General features: G+C 36.8%; 13 protein-coding genes. 12 read left to right on the top strand and 1 reads right to left on the bottom strand.

The window, feature by feature from the left end; translation table 11 throughout:
- The first annotated feature begins 97 nt into the window (after nt 1–97).
- Complete coding sequence (locus ACTS4L_RS08460; protein ID WP_440617055.1) at nt 98–1,579, top strand: peptide ABC transporter substrate-binding protein; 1,482 nt, start codon at nt 98–100, stop codon at nt 1,577–1,579.
- 30 nt (nt 1,580–1,609) lie between these two features.
- On the opposite strand, the gene ACTS4L_RS08455 is transcribed toward ACTS4L_RS08460, so the two are convergent.
- Nucleotides 1,610–4,612, bottom strand: coding sequence for a carbohydrate-binding protein (locus ACTS4L_RS08455; protein WP_440651938.1), 3,003 nt, complete (start codon nt 4,610–4,612; stop codon nt 1,610–1,612).
- A gap of 472 nt (nt 4,613–5,084) precedes the next feature.
- Here ACTS4L_RS08455 and ACTS4L_RS08450 point away from each other — a divergent pair, with 472 nt between their 5' ends.
- The 11 genes from ACTS4L_RS08450 (at nt 5,085) to ACTS4L_RS08400 (ending at nt 22,968) form a co-directional block, all read left to right on the top strand.
- Nucleotides 5,085–10,121, top strand: coding sequence for a carbohydrate-binding protein (locus ACTS4L_RS08450; protein WP_440617053.1), 5,037 nt, complete (start codon nt 5,085–5,087; stop codon nt 10,119–10,121).
- 494 nt (nt 10,122–10,615) lie between these two features.
- Nucleotides 10,616–10,969 carry a LysR family transcriptional regulator gene (locus ACTS4L_RS08445; protein ID WP_440617052.1) on the top strand — a complete coding sequence of 118 codons (354 nt, stop codon included), beginning with the start codon at nt 10,616–10,618 and terminating at the stop codon, nt 10,967–10,969.
- A gap of 28 nt (nt 10,970–10,997) precedes the next feature.
- Entirely contained in the window at nt 10,998–11,531 is a 534-nt protein-coding gene (locus tag ACTS4L_RS08440) for a hypothetical protein (protein ID WP_440617051.1), read from the top strand.
- Nucleotides 11,525–12,418 (top strand): helix-turn-helix domain-containing protein, encoded by an 894-nt coding sequence (locus ACTS4L_RS08435; protein WP_440617050.1) that lies wholly within the window; start codon nt 11,525–11,527, stop codon nt 12,416–12,418. The genes ACTS4L_RS08440 and ACTS4L_RS08435 overlap by 7 nt, the downstream gene beginning before the upstream one ends.
- Before the next feature lie 296 nt (nt 12,419–12,714).
- Nucleotides 12,715–13,305 (top strand): hypothetical protein, encoded by a 591-nt coding sequence (locus tag ACTS4L_RS08430; protein ID WP_440617048.1) that lies wholly within the window; start codon nt 12,715–12,717, stop codon nt 13,303–13,305.
- Between the two features lie 65 nt (nt 13,306–13,370).
- Complete coding sequence (locus ACTS4L_RS08425; protein ID WP_440617047.1) at nt 13,371–15,959, top strand: fimbria/pilus outer membrane usher protein; 2,589 nt, start codon at nt 13,371–13,373, stop codon at nt 15,957–15,959.
- A 75-nt stretch (nt 15,960–16,034) separates the two neighbouring features.
- Nucleotides 16,035–16,835, top strand: a complete 801-nt coding sequence (locus tag ACTS4L_RS08420) for a fimbrial biogenesis chaperone (RefSeq protein WP_440617046.1) — start codon at nt 16,035–16,037, stop codon at nt 16,833–16,835.
- A gap of 62 nt (nt 16,836–16,897) precedes the next feature.
- Complete coding sequence (locus tag ACTS4L_RS08415; RefSeq protein WP_440651936.1) at nt 16,898–18,436, top strand: hypothetical protein; 1,539 nt, start codon at nt 16,898–16,900, stop codon at nt 18,434–18,436.
- A 78-nt stretch (nt 18,437–18,514) separates the two neighbouring features.
- On the top strand, nt 18,515–20,125 hold the full coding sequence (locus ACTS4L_RS08410) for an O-antigen ligase family protein (protein WP_440617044.1): 1,611 nt from the start codon (nt 18,515–18,517) through the stop codon (nt 20,123–20,125).
- Between the two features lie 361 nt (nt 20,126–20,486).
- Nucleotides 20,487–21,731 (top strand): DUF3573 domain-containing protein, encoded by a 1,245-nt coding sequence (locus ACTS4L_RS08405; RefSeq protein WP_440617043.1) that lies wholly within the window; start codon nt 20,487–20,489, stop codon nt 21,729–21,731.
- A gap of 274 nt (nt 21,732–22,005) precedes the next feature.
- A complete protein-coding gene (locus tag ACTS4L_RS08400) occupies nt 22,006–22,968 on the top strand; it encodes a glycosyltransferase (RefSeq protein WP_440617041.1) in 963 nt (320 codons plus the stop codon).
- Nucleotide 22,969 lies beyond the last annotated feature (1 nt).

Raw genomic sequence — 22,969 nt, 5'->3', positions numbered from 1 at the left:
TTGCGTAAGAAAGCAGCCTGGGGAAATCAGACTTTAAGCACTATTTTGGCTCAAGGTTTTTAGATGGGACAGCCGTGCCCTTGACCCAGGAAGTTCAGTGGGTGCTGATGATGTTTCGTATAGAGTCATCGCAGATTTATTTGAGGGATTAGTTAATTTGAATCAAAGCAATCAAGTTGTACCAGGTGTGGCAAATTCATGGGATATCTCAAGTGATGGGCTTGTATATACATTCCACTTACGTAAAAATGCGAAATGGTCAAACGGAGAGCCGGTAACCGCAGAAGACTTTGTTTATGCATTTAGAAGAAATGCAGATCCAGCACAAGCCTCTCCGCAGAACGTATTCTTTTTGCCAATTAAAAATGGTAAGCAGGTTATTAATGGGCAATTACCAACAAAAGATTTAGCCATTAAAGCCCTTTCAAAGGATACGTTGCAGATTACGCTAGAGGTTCCATCACCCACTTTCTTACAAAGTCTTGCTGTACCGATCATGTTTCCATTATATCAACCAGCCATTAAAAAATGGGGGAATCAATGGATACAACCTGGGCATATTGTCGGCAATGGGGCGTATATGCTTAAAAAATGGGTGGTGAATGGCTACTTATTGGAAGAGAAAAATCCTTACTATTGGGATGAGAAAAATGTGAGAATTCCATTTATCAAATTTTTGCCGACAAATGCTTTAGACGGTTATAACCATTATCGAGCCGGTTCTGTTGACTTTACAGATACGCCGTCAGGTGTCAAATTATCAAAGTTAAAATCACAGTTTACAGATCAAGTTTATAACGTACCTTATTTAGCGGTTGTTTATTACTGGATTAATATGAAAAAACCAGCGTTTCAAGATATCCGTGTACGAAAAGCATTAAATATGGTTATCGATCGCCATCTGATTACAGATCAGTTGGTCGGTATGGGTAGAACACCTGCTTATGGTGTAGCACCTGATAGTATACAGCATGGTGCGTTTAAAGAACTGTATAAGACACTTCCATCTTATGCTTGGGTTAATTGGTCGATGTCAAAACGAATTGTTGAAGCTAAAAAATTATTGATGGCAGCAGGATTTAGCGCAAAACATCCGTTGCATTTTGAGTTGAGCTATAACACCAGCGAATATAATAAGCAAATAGCACTTTCTGTCATGCAAATGTGGCAGCAGGCATTTAAAGATAGTATTGATGTCAAGTTGCATAATGATGAATGGAAAGTCTATATTGAGGAGGTAAATAAAGGCAACTTTGATATCGCGAGAATGGGCAGTAATGCAAGTATTAATGCGGTAAATGAATTTGTTTACGCATTGACCTGTAATGCACCATCTAATAGTGGAGGCTCTTGTATCCCCTCAATCAATAAAGATTATCAAGCAGCGACTCATGCTATAAATCATAAAGATTATAATCATTACATGAGAAGCGCTTTAACTACGGCAATGAATGCCTATTTGACTATTCCAATTTATAATGCGACATACACTAACTTAGTTAAACCACGCATTGGTGGCTATGATCCAACTTATAATAATTTAGATTTTATTTATTCTAAGTGGTTTTATTTTAAATAGTGGAAAGGTATGTCTCTGTTTAAGCGGGCGCTAAGATGGTCGATCACAAACGGTGCCGCTCACAGTGCCTAGATCCTTCCATTGACCATACATTTTAGATGAGGGTTTATTTCCTCGAGTCCACCATTTGGCTTGATATTCATTATCGTTATATGCGACAACATCGCCACTATGGTAGGCAATGCTTGAATCCCATTTAAATACGATACCCTTAGGTATTTCAAATAATTTCCAACCACTATTAGGTGTCGTTGGCACAACATTTTTTGACACCCAATATTGTGCTTGCCAAAGATATTTATGGTAGTTGACAACATCTCCAGCATTATAATGGTCTTGCGTAGTATCACCAAAATCTGGATATTGTTTGGCATTTGGGTCCTGACAATCATTTACTATATGATAGTTAACCGTTAAGTCTGATGTGATTTGACTATTTTCAATATTGATAGTAGCTGTTTGTGATCCTGAAATAACATTGGATGTATCCATATTAATGCTAAATGTGCATGAATCACCAGTAAAGAGCACTTTAGATTCACATTGCTGTGAAAAGTTTGTTGATAAAGGATGGCTAAGTCCAGTTACTTTACCCAGTTTTGCAGAAACTAAACCAATATTTGTAATCGTAATCTGTTTCGTTGTTACGCTTTGCTGTTGTGATGTATTAAAATCAATCTTATCTTGTGAAAAAGCAAGTTTTGGATTTATGGTAATCTGAAAGTCGTAAATCCCCAGACCCCAAGTCCCAAAGCGTATTGTATTGATACTGGGTATATAACTTATATCTTGTGTCATAAAGATTGGCGTTTTAGCATCTAGTAAACTAAACCATTGTCTTAGTAGAGTATCAAAAACAAAAGGACCAAGAGTAGTACCTACAAAAACAAGTCGTCCATCGGGTGTTCCTTGTAGTTTTTGTGCTATGAGAGCAGAGTGAGGAAGTATGCCTGATACATTTTGCATTGTTGTTCCATCATCTTCGCTATACCAGGAATTATTCGTACTTGCAGGACAGTAAAATAAGATGTTCTTATAATCCACAGGAGATACCCATAATACACAGTCACTCGTTTCATTCATCGGTAAATGATCACTGATAAGTAACCAGTTATCACCTTTATCAGTACTTCTGTATAAGCTATTGCCACGAATAACATATAAAATATTAGGGTCAGCACTATATTGATCAAATCCACTAAAATTACCACTTGAATTGTTTGGTGAGCTGTACTTTAAAGTGTAAGTTTGATTTTCATTCGACCATATTGCTTCAAATAGTTTAGAAGCGTTCCAGATCCAAACGATATTATCAGGATGCTCTTTGTCGATCATTACTCTAAAATTAGCACTATAGGGTATTGGTAAAGTAAGCGCATGATCAGTACTTATTGCTCGGATACCTAAGAAATTACTACCGTTATATTCAGGTGCTGGAGGTGTGATGCTAACGGGATTATTTCCTCTTAATTGCCAGATAACATGACTAAGCTCACTGGATATAAATGTTCCACCATCACCATAAGGTGCTTGCGTAAAATGCAAAAGAGAGTCTTGATCTGTTTGACTAAACGAAGTTTCATCACCCTGATCTTGTGTTCCTATAACAATGTCGTCGGGATTCTGCCAACCTGTCACCATAGATTGTCTGTATATTTCAGCGGTTTGAGCTCCATATAAAGTGATATTATAGTAGACTTCATTGGGTAATTGATAATCATAATACTCCCCTGTCGTCCATTGATTTATATCAGTTATTGTCCAATCTTTATAGGATCGATAAATGCCACCATCGGTACTATTTAATGTAAATAGTTTGCCTGATTTATCATAAAAAAACTGCGATGAGCCATGATCTGCATGGATACGAACTCGCGAACGCATATCTTGATCATTCGGTAAAGCAACTTGGTGCATCCACCATATATTAGGGGTTAGAAAACTTTTGGCTCCATCAAATGAAAATGCTGGATTCATGTATCCACCAATTAGGATATTTGGATTTTCAGGGTCTGTTGAAATGAAATCACCAGGGTAGCTAGAGCCTGGCTGCATTACCCATGATGCACCACCATCAGTACTTGTTAAGTACTTGTAATCATCATCTCGATTACAAATAATAAGTAAACGACTATCACCACCAATAACGAATCGATCACTGGGTTTATATTGCCATGACCCTAGCTTGGTAAATGTAGATTCATTATTTTTTAATTGATAGAAGTTACCGTTTCTAGTTAGGTAAACATTACCATTATTGGGTTGATTATTGTAACGAGGTGAGTATAAGCTCATTTTCTGTTTACTGCCAAAATCTTCAAGTACACTAAAGTGACTACCGTCATCAATGGAAACATAAACTCTTTGGTCATCAGTAGCGTATAGTTTCCATTGTCCTGTATCTGTTTGGCGATTTATGATCAATTGAGTAATATTGTCTAACAAACCCTGAGATGATTGCCAAGTTGTACCATCATTATCAGTATATTTTATTTGACCATTATTAATGGCGACTAACAGTCGTTGCTTATGGTCAGTTGATTGCGTAAATATCATACTGTTAAATCGATAAGGGAGTTGACCTGATATTAATTTAAAATCATCTCCTGCTAAGCTGCCCTTAAAGATAGATTGCGTTCCTCCAGAATGTCCACATGTCATTCCCCAAACAGTGTTATCACGCTCATCAAATTCAGTCATCTGCCAACAACCTGGTTGATTATCAGGGCCTTTGGAGAGCCATGTGCCGTACTGTGGATGAGCCACTGATTGACTGTTTTTCAAAAGCTGTAGTTCTTGATGAATCTGCTTTGCTTCGGATGGGCTTCTATCACGGTTTTTCTCGCTAAGCTTAGGCCTAGTATCATCGTCATCGTCATCATCGTCATCGCCAACGATCATACTCATTGGTTTAGCGTTATATCTTATCTGATTATCATGTTGATAATATAAATATTGTAAGTACATGCTTATGCTAATTCCCAACATAAGCATAAGCAAAGCAATGATGATTAATTGTATCCGTCTTTTCATAATCCCCCCAGATTAAGTTTGATTTCGATATAAATACCTTATGATTGAGCGAGCTAATATTGATTAATTAAACTAATTGTCAATAAGATTTCTTGTTTTATTATTACTTATGTTTTTTAAATTCTAAGGAATATACTATACCGCTCGTGCTCGCAATGACAGCCTCTGACTTGTCATCCTACTAAAGATAGTGCCATTAAGTTATAAATGAATTTTAACTTAAAATAATGAATGTCATTTTAATACTTATGTTTTCCTTATACGATCAAAGGGTTTTATAGATGTGGTTTAGAGCAAGCTATTGTTCTGATCATTATTTATAAAACACAGGTGTTTGCCTTTATACTCTAGAGCATCGAATATTCATTTGGTCTTTAATGTAAAAAGGTAATATACATTGTTATGTCTATATGACATCTGTAAACAGATTAGTTGTATTGACTGTAAATATTAATTCGGGGAATTATTTATTATGAAAAAAAAGAAAATATGTAGCGCTATATTGACTTGTGTGATAGGAGGGGCATTGCCTTTTATGGCAATGGCTCAGGCAAATAGTAGCCCTTCGGCTAAGTTTTCATTACCACAAGGTATTACTGCCGAGGAATCTCATTCTGGTAATCAATGGTGGATCAATGAAAAGGTTATATTCAAAAACACATCACAGAGTCCTGTGACTATATCAAGCACGCCTTTGTATTTTGGTGACTCTCAAAATATTGGTTGGGTAGGTGTTGATTTGACACATGTGACTAATGCTTGGAAATATCATGCTAGTGAAAGCTTGGTTCAGCAATTAAATGATAACGGCAGATCGATAAGTGTTTATGCAGTGAAGCCAAGCGCTGATTGGTCAGGTAAAGTAAGTCCTATCGTATTGCAACCAAATGATTATATTACCGTAAACTTTGGTGTTTCAGCACCTAATAAGGTATATCTCCCTGGCGTTAATCCTCAACCAGTAGTCAGTAATGGGACCTTAAACTTTAGTTTTGATAATAGCAATATCCCAGCAGATGCAACTTATACAATCAATAATAAATTGACCAATGCAGTTGTAAAAAGCTTTTCACAAAGTGATTTGATAAAACTAGGTGGTAAAGTAAGCTTACCTGCGGGTGAGTACTTGGTTTTTGCGCATACTAGTCAACATGGCGTGTTGACCTTATCATCTAGTGATGTGGTAATTAAAGGCAATGAAACTGTGAATGATAAAATAACCTATACAGCACCGCATGTCGAATCATCAAATGTGAGCTTTGTCTTGGGTGTTGTCAAACCGCAAGGTGCTTTACCACTTCAGCTAAGTATTACTGATCAAACATCAGGAAAAACGCAAACATTGACAATAGATTGGGATAATGATACTAAAGGCATTAGCTTATTGGATGGTCATACATACCATTTCTCAATCAATGAGCAAACGATTAATGGTCAGAAATATGACTTTAATTTCAGTAGTAATGATATTACATTGCAAAGTAGTCAAGATAATTACCAGATTAAAATTAGCGCAGATGTAACGCCAATTATTAAGACTCAGAAAGTATCAGTTAGCGTGTCTGGACTCGTTGCAGATGATACAACAACACTAAGTTTTATCAAAGAAGGAAAAACAGTTGCGACTAAAGAAACTGGAAACACCAGCAATCTAACCTTGGATTTAGAGCCAGGACAATATACGGTTCAAGCAAGTTCAGTTATTGATGGTGATTATGAATATGATGCCGCTCAACAGACAGTTACTATTTTAGATAATAATAATACCAATAGCGTTAAGATGGACTTCATAGCTAAAAAAGTAACACCGCATGATGCCGCCGTAAAAGGTTGGCCTAGTCAATATATTGGTATGGGTGCTATTACGACGAACACAATGGCAAATGTTGATAGATTTAAATCACGTGAGCCATTTGATGCGGTCTACACTTACAGTGATGGCGGTGGATTAGGTAAATCAGGTGATGTTTATGACCCTGAAGCGACTAAAACCACAAATTTGATTAAGTTTGCTAAAGCGATTGATGATGCTACGTCAAAGAATAAAGAATATAATATGAGCATCCACCCGATTGTAGTCACCTATACTGCGAATTTCTCGGGAGGATTGAACTCAGATTTATCATCCAAAGATCATATTGAAGCTAGATTTGAAAATATTTATTTTATTGCTAATAAGCTTCAATCAGCTTACACAAATGATGGTTTGCCAGGTACGATAGTTGTTAACCCTGACTTTGCTTCAGTATTTCAAAACTGTACCTATTACAACTGCCAAGTAAACTGGGGTAGCGCAAGTGGCGTCGCTGGTGATGTAACTAAGATTGATGTTAAACCTGCTCTAGATGCAGCAATCAATGATCTTATAAATAAAGGTGTTATTACCAAAGACGGTCAGGTATATCAAGAGTATGAAAAATATTCAGAAAAATATCTAAACACAAATCCTGAAAACGATTTTGCATTATACGTGCAAACGATTAACTGGTGGATAAAAACCATCGCCCCTAATATTCCATTTGGATGGTCAGGCAATATTTATGTGAATGAAGATATCAAGATTTTACCGTCGGTTCCATTGCCGCAAAAATATGCCTATATTGGCGGTGGTATTAATTGGATTCATTATGCAGATAAAGATGGCTCAATTAATAATGAGTTAATTAATATTCTAGCGAAACGTGAAGCGGAATTCTTGAAGCTTACTAATGTATATAACGTTAATAATCCATACAATCCAGATTTTTATGCACTTGATAAATATGGACAAGATGTAATATATCAAAATAGTACAACAAATAATTATACAGTTGGGCAAGGAAGATTGTTTAATGCTTTAGATTGGCAAGTGTATTTTTCATTTGTTCAAGGCTTACATGTCGATCTTGCTAATGCACCCATTATGTTATTCCAATTACCTGGAAGTCACTTGTCAACTAAAAATGACACAACCATTAATGATTATGCTTCTACGGCAACAGACTATGTGTTTGGTAGTGATACAGCTTTGAGTAGTTCAAATCTTAAAGCATTTGAAAATGTACCATTTACTTCATATACACAGGGGCTCTACAGAACAAAAGATAACAATACATTTAGCTATCTATTTGATAATATCAGTAATGAGCCACCATATAATTGGACAGTGTCCCATATAGAAGATTTGCAAAAAAATATGGGTGTATTCTCAATCCTATGGGGATCTTTGGGGCCTGCTTCAGTCAGTATTGCTTATCCAACAGGAGGAAATGAAGATAATGGTTGGTTGGCAGATAAAATCCATGCTTATTATTCACAGCATGGTCTAAAGCCTGTTAATCTAAATAATACTTTGAAATTATCATGGGTTAATGCGCCACAAGTTGATAGCATTACCAAGAGCTCTGCGCATGCTGCTTGGGGTGCTAAAGTAGCAGGACAAAGTGAGCAAGTAACTTATAGCTATGTTTTAACAGATAGCAATGGTAACGCGATTAAATCAGGCGCAGGTACAAGTGCTTCTTTTGCTAACTTGTCTGCAGGAGATGCTTACACCCTTAAAGTAACGGCTACTGCTGATGGTTGTAGTGCATTAATTAAAGAAGTTTCATTTAAAACAAATGCAAACAACAACCAATCTCAAGAAACTTTGAATTGGTCAACGTCTCCAAATGTGAGCAATATTACGGATAGCGGTGCTACAATTAACTGGAGTGCTGCTGCCTCACCTAATGCTGAGACAGTAAGTTATTCCTATGTTGTTAAGCAAGGTGATACGCAAATTGCTAGTGGTGCTGGTGAAAGTGCTAATTTGTCAGGTTTGACTGCAAATACGCAATATACGGTTATTGTGACGGCAAGTGCTGCTGATTGTGCTGATATATCAACACAGACTCAGTTTACTACGAGCAAAGCAACACCTTCAAACTTAACAAACACTTGGAAAGCAAATGCTGTTTATACTGGTGGTGATATTGTGATTTATAACAATCACCGTTATAAAGCAAACTGGTGGAATCAAAATGATGAGCCTGATATAAATTCAGGTGCAGGAAAGGTATGGACTGACCTTGGCGTGTATTATGTTAGTAAAATTCAAGCTAGCTTTTTAGGAAGTGTGCCAAATGCAGATACTGTTTCGATTGATGTTAATGGTAAATCACAATCTGTAAGTATCTCAGGTGGTGATATCCCATTGGCACAAGGAAGCTATACACTTAACGTTTCACCAATTATCGACACAAATAATAATGCGGTCTATGTGGCAAGCGTATCTCCTTCTACCGTGAATGTGACGGCTGATGCTAAGAGTAGCATTCCTGTAAGCATCGTATTTAGTCGTTCAACACTGCACTATGATGATGTGAGTTTCTCATTATCAGGATTGCCAGAAGGTGCAACGGCTAAAGCGATAGTATCTAATGGTCAATACAGTGAAAATATTGCATTGACTTCAACAAGCGATGTGCTTTCGCATGTTCCTGCAATTGGTACTTATCACGTTAGCTTTCAAGGTGTGCGTTATAATGGCAATGTTTATATTACTAATGATGCAATAACCATTAAGGATGGCGCTATAGTCGGTAACAGTGCAGTAAGCTATCAAGAGCGTCAAGTCAAAACGTTGTTGGCGGGCTATTTGCCAATGGACTGGAATAAATCAGTATCCATCTCAGGAGCCGCTAAAATTGGTTATAACACAGTGATTGGATCATTTTTAACGATCGATTCAAGTGGTGCGAAGATGCCTGAGTTTCTAGCTTATGAAAAATACTCAGGAGATGGTACAGATTCACCAGCGAAAATAAAAGCTGATATCCAAAGTGCTAAAGCCAATGATGGTTTACAATACGCTTTAGTATCTGTCGGTGGTGCTAACAATACATTTAACCCTGGTAATGGGGATCTAAAAGTGTTGGCGCAAAGTACTGTAGATATATTGAACAAGTATGGGTTTGATGGCTTAGACTTTGATCTAGAGGGTATTAATGGATTCACTGGTGCTCAGCTAAGTGAGTTTATTCAAGACCTTCGTGCCTTAAAGCCAGAAATCATTATTACCGGTGCACCACAGGTTAACAAAGTAGGTGATTCTTTACAGTATGTGAACACAGGCACAGAACAAGTCTATAATGATGCAATTGCAAAGGGCTTGTTCGATTACTTGTTTGTTCAGGAATACAACACTGGTGGAAATTATGTAGATGAAACAGGAAAGCTTGTTACAAAGTCAGATGCAAACGCTGCTGATGAAACAACTGCTGAGTTTATTTACAACAGCTTCCAACAGTTAAAATCAATCACACCAAGTAAAACATTGATTGTCCCAGGTGAACCAGCAACTGCTGACTCAGGTGGTGCTGGGACAATTTTCCATGGTGTTGAAAGAGATAACGCCTATGCTGATATGGCATCACAATACCAACGTTTATTATCCGATAAACACTTTGGTGGGGCCATGACTTGGGAAATTGATAAGGATGTAACAGCAGGAAATCCTTTTGTTACTGCAATTAAGAATGTGCTTTAAGCCTTAATCAATTCGCTCTATCAAGGATGATAGAGATGACATAACCTATAAGCCACTAACAATTAAAGTTGTTAGTGGCTTTTTTGTTATAAATTGAGATAAATATCCCTATCACAAACTAATAACACTAGCTTTAGGAGGGGCAATAACCGTCCATCGAGCCTGGTTATTCTACTCTCACACCATCCTGATTCAGGATGGCAAGTCAGACAATATCGTTGTGCACATGGATGCGTGGTGTTGTCATCTAACATTATGAATAAATTTGTTTAGATAAACTTAATTCACTATTTTTAAAACATAAATATTTACATAAATTTATAATATGATTAGAATGAGATCATTGACTTATTATCAACAACCCCTCCCCTCATAATTAATATAGCTATTGCGATTGCCTTTTTGAGGTGATTGATTGCTTTCTTAACTCAAAAATCTAGATTTTCGAGTTAAGAAAAACACAGTTTAGTTTTAGCACAAAGAGGAAGGGGAAAATGATTAAATTAGAAAATGATCAACATAAATTATTACAAAGGCGTTATCTTATATTTTCTGAGCTTTATGAAAAACTTTCAGTTAAAGAAACTGCTAAATATTTTGAAACAACCAGTTCAAATATATCAACTCAAATGAAGAAACTAGCCAGTGAAGTAGGAAATGATCTATTTTTTCGGACTAAATATGGGCTTGAAGCAACAGCGCAGGCGGATAGACTCTATCAAGACCTACAGAAAATTTTAGAAACAGTGAAACCTATATATGATGATTTTATTCATAAAATAACCTCAATGAATCAATCTAGCACCATGATGAAACGACGTAATATATATACGACAAATATGCTATGATTTTTTCCCAGAGGATACTCAACGACTGTTGCATGAGAATTTTTCAGTTAAGATCTATGACAAACTTGAATGGAATGAACTACCTGCTTCAGCAATTGTGATTGATGTTGATGATAGTACGCAATACCTAGGCAGAGTACAGGCATCGGTTATTGTCGATGAATTGACGCTTTTTGCTGTGGGTGATTTGGATCAGTGTACAACGCTTTACTACAGTGACCTTGCAGCACCTTATTATCGTCATGTCGCTAAAACTTTGGCAAAATCTGGATACTCTATCGTTCAATGCAAGGCGTCTTCTAATATTCCATTGATGCTTTCGATGCCTAAATCCGTCTTTTTAACCTCACAAAAAGCGTATTGTGGACTAGCCAATATCAGTCATAAGCTAAAATGCTATGTGCTGAACCCTTCTATTGAACATATTAAATTTAGTATTTCAGCGCAGAAATACGATCAGGATGTAGCGATGATCGAATCATTGTTAGGTAAGCTGAACTTAAACAAGAATAATACGACTGAAGCTTCATCGATCGAGCATGAATGGAGCGTTGCATGCTAAAGCCTAGTAAGCACTATTACGAGAATCATTTAATAATTGTGCATACATTATTACAAACACAAAGTCGGGAAAAAGCATGTAAGCGCTTAAATATTAGTAGTCAACAACTGTATTATGCAATTAAAAAAATTGAGCAAGAATTTAATATTATTCTTTTTGAGAATGCTTCAAGTTATAAAATTTCCAATCAAGGCTTGCTATTTAAAGATTTTCTTCAGCAGTTATTCAGTAGTAAAGATGATGACAAGCTTAAATCAATACGACAAAAACCGACTTTAATGATTTCACCCGTCATAGAAAATATTATCTCAAATATTGATATTAAATGGCTCGTGCAGTTGGCTGAAACTTTTACTTTTCAAGTCCCAGACCCTGATGTAGTTCAGTTATTGATACAAGAAAAAAAAGATGAGAATATTTCGGCATTTTATGCCTTAACAAATGATCAACTGGATTACATTAGTCACAAAATAGAAACCTCAACCATCGTACAAAGTACAAATTGCCTAGCTTCAGCCACCAGCAAAACACAATATACTTCAGTCTATATACCCAATTATGTCAATTCTGAAGTTAGTAAGAAATTTATGCGATACGATCAATATTATAAAAACATTATTACAAACACCACCTTTAATAGTGCTATCAATATCACCAGTAATGCGCAAGATGCTGCTTTTATGAATATCAGCGCCTTTCAATTATACCTTAAGCATCATCAAATTTTGCATAAGCATCAACAATTAGTTGAACTGCCTAAAGAAATTGGTTGTATGACCTTTTTATGTATCTATAATCCACAGTTAGATCATCAGCAAAAAGCCTTATTAACTCAAGTTGCTGGCGTATTAAAAGCTGCGATGGAGCCTTTTGCATTAGCTAAATAATAAGAGTGATTCATTTAGTGTCGATAATGGACATTGTTTATCAGCTATTAGATGCTTTTATTGCAAGTGTTTACTTAATTCAATTGATTGATTTTGATTATTTTGGTGTGTGTTGAATAAAGCGAATTTATAATATTTTTATTAATATAGTTTAATGCTATCTGCTGTTAAATTATAATTAGAATGTTGATTATACGCTTGGTTGGTGGGGTGACTAAGTGTTCCTACTCACTACTAAGAGATATTAATTGACTTTAAATTTCAACATAAAAATCTTATTTAATAAGGGGAATCAAATGATCAAAAAAATAGTGTACCCAATCATTGCTTTAAGTGCATTAATGGGTGTAAATTCAAGCTTTGCTGCGGGACAAAGTGCACAAGCAACAATTGAAGTCACTGGGACACTTACATCTACTGGGTGTACGCTAGGTGTAATAACGCCTGGCGGTACAAACCATATGGCGTTTGGCTTGCAAGGTTATTCTGCACCAGCTTCAACGGTCACTAGTCCTATTGAGCTTGCACGCAAACCATTAACATTGCAAACAAGCGGTTGTACGGTGGTTACTGTTGGCGCTACAACACTTACATTAACGCCGACAAATGGCTCTGTCACTATAGGAGCATCTACTAATAACATTCTAGGCGATAGGTCCTCGTATGGCTTTGGCTTTTCTGTCTTTAAACGCAATGATACTACCCCACTTACAGCCGATGGCACTACTCAAAATCCGATCAACTCAGCCACTTCATTATCTGGTAGTAATGCCGTTGTAGCACTTGACGTAGGTATGGAGGTTGACCCTGCTGCGGCAAACGCAGGAACTGTTCAGAGCGGTGTAACTCAGCGTGCGGATATACAGTTTGATTTAACCATTTCTTAATGTATTTATCTGACTGTATCTATCTTTTTACTTGAATTACTCTATAAAACTAGGCATTGTTTATTATGAAGTGCATAACTAAATCAATCAGTGTTAAGCGAAGATTTTCGCAGGATATAAAACGTCGATTTCCTTTTGACGATGAAATATTCTCAGCAAGACAATTTGATTTTTATCAACGCTTGAAAGAGGTCTTGCTATTAGCTACTGAGGACAGATTAGGTGTTAAAAAATGCGCATTGTGTTTATGCCTATTGCTTTGCTCAGGTTCGCTAGATGCAACAACTGCACCAGTTAGTGCTGCGGATTTTGATACTTCACTGCTGCCTAATTATACTAATGCGGATCAAACTGAACTGCTAGGTAAGCTAATGCCTGGAATGTATAACCTTGATATCTATGTTAACTCATTACTAGTGACCGTGAATGCATCGATTCATGTCGCTATAGATTCTAATCAACAGACGTTGATATGCTTGACAGCAGTGGATGTTGATTCCTTGCCAGTTGTTAGCAAAGTAAAACAGGCAATTAAAAAGCACAATAACTGTCTTCACCCTAATTTAATCCCTTTCTTACATTATCATGCTGACTTAGCGAATAATAAATTTATCATCAATGTTCCACAGAGTGATTTTGCGCCACAAGAAGATTCTGGTTATGCGCCCAAAAGCAAATGGCTTCAAGGTCAAGAGGGTGTTGGTGCAAACTATGGATTGAATGCATCCACCAGTCAATCACGGGGTTTTCAAAGCTCCGATATGTCGATAAATATCGATGGTCATGCCAATTTATTTGGTTGGCAGTTTTTCCTCTCTGGTAATAGTGACTTTTCATATTTTTCAGATGATGAGGGCGACCGTTATAGTCAAACTAGTAACACGTTGAGCTATAGCTATATACAACGCGTGATTCCAACAATGCCTGCCATTGTACGGATAGGTTACTTAAGTCCTATTAGCACGAGCTTTTCTAATCCATTATCTTATGGCGTTGAGCTGTATAATAATCTGGATATACTTTCACCAAGATATCGTGAATATACTCCCGTTATATCAGGAACAGCAACAACCACAACGACAATACAAGCTTTTCAAAATAATCAAAAAATTTTTGAAACAACCGTCCAGCCTGGACCTTACTATATTGATAATTACCATCCTATCTATGGACGCGGTGATATTACCGTTGTTGTCAAATCAAACAACAGTTCTAAGCGCTATTTGCTGCCATATCAAAACATTCATGATGCGTTACATGAAGATACTTTTTTGTATCGTTTATTTTTAGGTAAAGTTGTTGATTCAACCGCGATTTCTCCCTTTTACAGCAGTGTTGGCTTAGCTTATGGTGTTAATAATTATTTTTCATTTTATGATGATTTTTTGTTTAATCGGAATTATTTAGCAACGTCGATGACTTCTGCCTTAAATTTTGGGCATTTAGGTGGGGTTAGTACATCGATAACATTAGAGAAATTTCTTCCGCAAGCGAGTTATTTGAGTGCGACACATGGTTATCAATTGACGGTTCAATATGCCAAGACATTCGATGCCACACATACGAATTTCACGGTAATTGGTTATATGTTTCAATCAAAAGCATATAAGACATTTTCAGATGCACTGCAAGTACAGTCAGCTAATAATGTATTTTATGATCACAGTAAAAACACCATATCTTTAAATGTCTCACAAGGCTTACCGGATAATATGAATCTATCAACAAGTCTTATTTATAGCGATTCATGGTTGCATACGAAACAATATTCATTCACGAGTAGTGTTGGCGGATCTTTGTTTTCGCATTTGTCATGGAATTTGAGTTATTCAGGGTCTAAAATCGATCATAGCAAAATCAGCAATTCACTCAGCCTTGGACTATCGTTAATGCTCAATGATACTATATCGTTATCAGAAAACGCAAATCTAGACAGTGCTAATCAAGCAGCATTTAATAGTGCAGCCAATATAACTACTAGCGATAATTCAGATATCGGCATATCGACGACCTATAACAAGCAGTTGCATAGCAACAGTCCAGCAGCGAGTTCACTCAATGCCTATGCAAGTATTAATTTTTCTAAGCTTAATGCATCGCTTAGTGTTTCTGCTGATCGTTGGGATAATTATAATGAAAATCTTTCACTATTTGGTGCAGCATTATTTACGCCAAAAACGGGTGTCGTGCTATCTAATCAATACGACCCTGAAGGTACCTATGCGATCATTGATACAGATGGAGTGTCAGGGGCATTGATTAATGATCAAGCATTTACCAATGGTGAAGGTTATGCTATCTTGCCAATTGCGCCTTACCAGTACGATACCATTTCACTAAAAAATGGCAAAAATCAGATGGGTGAAATAGAGAATTATAATCAGCAAGTCTTTCCTGTTGAGGGTGCGTTTGTCAATGTTGACTTCAAGGGCAAAAGCGGAAAACCGATTTATTTACAAACTGCTGACATGAAAGGGATTACATCAATCATTGATGAAAAAAATCACTTAAATGCCTTTAAGATCAATGATCATCTGTATTATTTAGCCGCAGTCCACCTAGGAGATATGATAAAGATAAACGAACAAAAAGCGTATCAAGATATCAAAGTTTCCGCAAATGATGTCAATAAACAACTTATCAGCTTGACATAATAGCATACCTTGTAAGCTATTTAAAAAATCCAAAAATCCAAAAATCCAAAAATCCAAAAAAAAGAGGTGAATAAAATGATCAAAAAACTCATGAGATGGTTGTTGATAACCCCTAGTGTGATTATCTTGATGACGCCTATTGGCGTCAATGCCCACGTCACGCCTGACCGAACACGCATTATTTATAAAGCAGGTGATAAATTTGAAACATTACCAATGATTAATACCGATAGTGCTGCAACCTTTGCTGCTGAGGCTTGGACGACAGACATGAGCAGTAAATCAATAAATCAAGATTTTTTTATTTCGCCACGTTTTTTTCTGATGTCTCCTCAACAACATCGTGAAGTAAAAGTCATCATGCTGCCGACAGTGCAAAAACAGTTACCACAAGATCGTGAATCAATGTTTTTGATCCATACCTCTGAGGCACCACCAAAAGACAAAGATATCAACAACAAGCTAAGTGCTAAAAAAGTCGCAGGTAAACTGTCTATTTTGGTCAATTATGTCATCAAGCTGATCTATCGTCCACAGCAGTTAAAGACCCCAGATGCAAGCTTTTATAGTCACAAAGTGACGCTAAGCTGCAAAGATAAAGATACGATCCAACTGAATAATCCAACAGGATACTTTATTAACATAGCCGGCTTTAGTACGGATGATCTAAGTTACAACCAAATCCATGCACAACCCAAACGTTTTGACAAAAAATTTATATTGGCAAAGCCTTTTTCAAAAGCGACGCTTACACTGACTAAAGATGAACATAAAGCACTACAAACATCGCATAAAATCACCTTTTTCTTTATCGATGATTTTGGTGGTATTCGCGGGATTCATTTCGCGCTGTCAGATGCTGATCTAAGTTGCTAACCCTTAATTAAGAGAGATTTAATCCTATGTTTTTGCTTACCTTTATCTTGCAACACGTTATCATGCCAATCAATCACAAGCCATGCTACGCTCGATTACGACAGCAGCTAAAGCTAACAGTCGTTACCAGTGTGTTCTTAGTAATGCTAAGCCTAATCAATCAATTATATGCTTTTAGCCTCGTACCTATCTCTACAGGCACACAAGACATGGCTAAATTACACGACTATAATTTAATGCGTGCCAATGCCTTGATCAAAGAGTATATCAACGATGAAAATACAACAAACTTAAAAGGGCAAACTACAAACAATTTTTATCACTTCTATTCTCCGACAGGTGAAAGTGATATTACTGAAGATGATGTGGATTTTTTATATTCAGGTTATAATTTTGATGTTACGAAATTCATATCGCGATCTTGGTTGTATCTAAGTCTGACAAGCTATCCGGTTCCTCAATTTGCTGCCGCTATAATTTATCCTTGCAATGCCACATTAATCTCAGATGGTTTATTGGGGACATATACAAGTGATAACACGACAATGTATACTCTAAATATACAGATCAATCTAGCTAATGGCCAGCTTACAGTAGGTGGTCGTCCAGGGAATAATTTACCATCATTATGTGTCAAAGGCTATTATGATACAAACGCAATCTACTATGCTAGAAATTATAAGCAAATTATTACCGATCATAGCGGTTTGCATCATATCATCTACAATAGATCTGCAACTGATGACTGCACCTTGGAAGCAGCTGATACGTACTCCCCAGATCAAAACAGCGCACTGATGGGAGGTGTTACACCACAATTACAGACGCTGGGAAATGATCTCTCTATATATGGGAAATATCTAAACGGTCTATTTGACCTAGGTTTATACCATAATACTTGCAGTTATAATGAATCAAGTCATATAATCACAGCAAGTATTACGTTGCCTTATTCTGCTAACTATGTTGCCATATCTATGTTAAGGGAGGATAACATGTCACAGACGCTCAATGACATGCAAGTTTCAGCTAATGTATCATTCCCAATGCAATGGGATCGTGGGCATGCTACTTATATATACGAAGATAGCAGAGGTAATGTTCTCGATAGCGGTGGCACTGATAATTATTATGATCAGGATACTCCACTTAATGCTACCTATCAACATACCATAACGTGGGGAGATGTTGCTAAAAGGACTTTACAGGGTGGGCATGCTTTAATATTTTGGTTTAAACTGAATGATATAGCAAATGGATTATCAGCAGATCCCAATCTAAACAGTAAAAACATTCCTTACGACCCAATTTTATCAAATACCCATATTCTTAGTTTTATGCCAGTTAAATGCCAACTAAGTAGGGCTATAGTGCCACCAAACATACATGCAAATGTGAGCTTTGGCAATTTAGTTCCTTTCTCCTCGCTGGGGTTTTTGGGTGTAAATCTTAGATCATCCGCACTGGACTGGTATCATATTAAAAACAATATTGCCAATTCTGGTGCTATCGCTTTGATCGATAGCAATGCTTCGCCAACTAATAACGACTGGATCGGTACTTACGATGTCGAAGGGCAATGTACTATAGATCTGCTATAAATAAATTGATGCTAATGGCTCCGAATTGATTAATAAAACAGTTGATATTACTTTTTCTGCATATTCATAGGGTTTTTGATGTATAGAGTGCGCGACAGTGGTATGGCTAAAATAGCAATTTTTGTCGTATTTACACTATTGCTATTGTTTATGATGACGCTACCGCTGTCTATTAATCAGCAGATTAACTGTTATGATCAAAGACGCTTAATCGAGCTGGCGTTGTTAGGAGGTGCATTGCTCCCCCTCGTTGATTGGCAATTTCTCTTGTGGTGCCAACAACGACTGCGCTTGCATGCTAGGCTTTTTTCCTTAATCTTCATCTGTATCCTATGTGGTGGCTTTTCGGTTTACTTTTCTGTTATCCCATCGCTATCTTATATTGTTTATAGCATGTGGCTATTATTAGGGCTGTGGACTTTATTTTTAATTTATTTTTTTGAGTGTTACCCACAGTTAGTGCGATTTTTTTGTGTGCTCATTGTTGCATTTTTGATTTATGAAGTGATTTTAATGTTTTACGGGCATGTGCTTTATATTTATCATCCTGATGCAAAACGCTTTCATTTATATGGCGTCTCATCTGTAGTAAACTATCCGCATTTTGTCAATCCACGCTTTTTAGATCAGGTAGTCTCATTTTTACTGCCTTTATCTGGTTGGTATTGCCTGGCTTATTACCGTAAAAATTATCCCAGCATTAGACGTAGAGTTTCTATGTGTTTTGGTTTGTTAGCCGCAAGCTGTGGCATGTATATAGTGATTATTTCACAATCACGTGTATTTATTGTTGAATGGATCGTTGTTAGTATCGTTGGTTTTTTGTTATGGCGTCAATTTTTGTGGCGCTATTTGCTGTGGATGTTATTGGCTTTTATACTGGCGTTACTTGCTTATGTTATGTTGTCTTATTTACAGCTTGAAGTCGGTGGCAGCTTAATCAGTAGATCCGGTGATATCATGTATTATGCCGATCGTTTGGCACTGATCAAGTTGGGTTTGAGCTTATCGGCAAATCATGCTTATGTTGTTGGTGTTGGTCCTGGGATGTATCCATTTTATGCTTATAGTGATCTGACAGTTAATGCAGCACATCCGCATAATATAGTGATACTTATTGCGGCTGAGTGGGGTGTCTTAACCGCAATTATTGTCTTTGGTTTAATGGTGTATTTACTGGTAAAACTGTTGTGCTATCTATCCCACAAGCAAAAAAGACAAGATACAGTAACACAAAGTTGTTATGTCAATAATCAGGCGTTTGGCATGGTTGTGTTGTTTGCATTTATTGCCGGTGGCATTGATGCAATGTTTAGTGGGGTAGGCATTATGCCATTATCACAGGTGATATTTATATGCATGCTGGCGATCAATATTTCACTATTGAGAGGCTCCTCTAAACAATCAACTAAGATGAGCTTATGCTTATCTTTGCACAAGGTAATTCAACGTGGCTTGTTAACGGTCGTGCTTATAGTTTGTGCAGTCAGTGCAGTGCTTTGTATTGGTTATAGCATGAAAATGTATCATAAAGCATATCAAAATACTTATAATTATTATCTTGCCTGTCGGCTTAAGCAAAAAAATCAACATATATCTTTTGCGCCTAATTTATGGCTAAATGGCTGGTTGAATACCTATGATAAGACACCGCGTCAATTATTAAATGAGCAAAAGCTCAGGTGTTAGCCATCAAGAGCCTCTCTAACACAGTTTAATATTTATTGGTAATGACAATATTCTAACTCAATTTAACTATACAAGCACTGGCTGAGCGTAAGTCGAAATTGCCATAAAAAAAAGAATTATAAATAAAAAAAATAAGATTGTTTTCAGTGGTTATTGTCTTTAGTAATATCATCTCATGAATTTCCGGGGGTTATCGCCAAAGGAGTATGAATTAAGGTTTCGTTATATTGATAAGCGTTTTGATGTGTTTATGTTTTAACTTTAAATTGAGGGGAGGAGGGGCGTAAACACATCAAATTAAGAATGTCATGTTTTTTGAAATTAATAGTGTAAATCAAAAGGTAAAACAAAGGGGGAGTGAATGAAATATCGTTTAATATCGGTTGCGCTACTGTCGGCAGTATCTTGTGGTGCTTATGCGGCAAGTAATACAGATCTAGGGCAGTTAAAGTCTGAGATTGCTGCTTTGAAAACACAGGTACAATCCATTGAGAATAAGCAAAATTCAGCTCAATCTAAGCAGTCGGCTCAGGTCACTACTGCTAATATTGGTAAGTATCTTTTTTGGGATAACGTATTAAACTCTCCTTTAGGAATGTCTTCATCAACGCGTGAGCCACTGGCTTATTTGAAGCATCGCAGTGAGTTGCCAGATCAAGGGATCGCTATTGGTGGCTACCTTGAGTTTGACGCGCAAACTTGGTGGGGTGATCGAATTGACACTGATCAAGGAACTTATAAATCAGGCAAAGCAATTGGCTTGGGTGGTGCTGATTTGTATGTGTTGTCTAACTTGGGTCATTATGTGCAAACAGGTTTAGTGCTTGATGGGGTTGATGTAAATGTACTTGATGCATTTGTCACCTTTGGTAACTTATCTGAATATCCTGTGTATTTGACGATTGGTAAGCATAGATTGCCAGCCGGTGTATTTGCTAATGGTGGTGGTTGGATTGGCGGCTTGCAGCATGACCTATTCAGACCAGGGCATATTGCCTCAGCAAATCTTGGCTATGATAAAGATGGTCTTAATCTTAATGCGTCATTCTTCCAAACTGATAATCAAACATCTGATTTCTTAACCAGTGCTTACTACTCAGGTAATGCAGGTAAAGTCAGCTTCGGTGGTGATGTCAGTTACTTGTATAATATTTTAGGCTCTGGCGCGGGTGTGACAAGTGCAGCTGCAGCGACAGGAAATAAAGATACTAACGGTGCTGTCACTGTTGAAGGTAATGTCGGCTATGATATCTATGGTTTAAATGCAGGTATCTCAAATACGACTAAAAAGCAAGACTACAGTAACAACTCGTATCTAGGCGCGTGGTATGTTCAAGGCTCAGTGTCACCTATCATCGCTGGTAAAGGTACGCAGTTCTCGTTAGGTTATCAACAGACGTATAATGCACAAAATGCTTCTATCGGTCTAGCTGGAGATATGAATAATGGTCCTTCAGTTACCGGTGTCCGTTCTGAGATTGTGACTTATGTGTCTCGTCCAGTGTTGTTTAAGAATAATATCGTAACCTTAGAATATGCTTACTTAAATACATATAGCAACAAGCATACTAATGAGATTACTTTAGATATATCAACTTATTTCTAAGAATCACAGATTTAGATCACTCATTGATTGAGGATCTTACCAGTTCTCATAAGCCTAGGTTCGTAGTTTCTCTTCCTGTTTTGACTATACCGCTCCCTAGGCTTATGGGATTTTTTTGTTTTAAGCAATTGCAGTAGATTGATATTTTTAGATTAGGATATTCATGGAATATAATATTTAATATTGGCTATATTAAAATCAATAATAGATTTTCAATAATCAAACTTGGTTGTGTGGGGACACTTGTAAGTTTTAAAAAATGGGGAAAGTATAGATGTATTTAGTCAGTGTAGTGATACCTACATATAATCGTCAAAATTTATTAAAAAAGACCTTAGCATCGTTATCTGAACAAATGATAGATAAAAATAGCTTTGAGGTCATAGTTGTTGATGATGGTGGTGATGATGACAGTCAAGATTTAGTTGAATCGTTTAAAGCGAAGATCAATGTAAAGTATTTATGGCAAGAAGACTTGGGTTTTCGTGTTTCTAAAGCACGTAATTTAGGTGCTTTAAATGCATCTGGAGAGATACTTACTTTCGTGGATAGTGGTGTTGTACTTCATTCACAATCTCTTTCGAGTATTATTGAGCAACATCAAAATGCAGAAAAAGATATCGCAACCATTGGCTATGTTTATGGTTTTGAAGTTGATTTCAATCAGCATCCTTATCTGCGTGATCAAACGCATCAAGCGGATGAATATATCGACTATTGTCAGCGGAATAATATTGGTGATATTCGTGATTTTCAGTATAACTTGCTAGGCAGAAATATTAGTACTTGGCCAGCACCGTTTGATATTTACTGGACATGCTTGGCAACCGTCTCAAAAGAGAGCTTTATGAAAGCAGGTATGTTTGATGAAAGCTATACCTCTTGGGGAGGAGAGGATGTTGACTTAGGTATTCGCTTATATTTACAAGGCAACTGTTTTCTATTGAATAAACAAGCGCTCGGCTTTCATTGTTATCACGACAATAATGATAGTAAAGATGACTCTCAAACACTTGCCAAATCTCTTGAACTTCATCAGCGCTATCAGTTATGGCAGACATGTTATTATAAATACATTGGTGAAAACCTTGCGTTATCAAAACTTGGTGGAAAGTTATCGTTAAATGTAGCAATTTATCTATTTGACTTTGATGAAAGTATCAAAACAGCCACATTGCAAGATGTTGAGAATAGATTACATAAATCGGATCGTTTCCGTCTTGTTGAGACGGTTTAGG

This window comes from Cysteiniphilum sp. 19S12-1, assembly GCF_052030685.1.
GTDB lineage: Bacteria > Pseudomonadota > Gammaproteobacteria > Francisellales > Francisellaceae > Caedibacter.
Note: the sequence above shows the minus strand (reverse complement) of the source record. Positions and strands in the feature narration are given on the sequence as shown.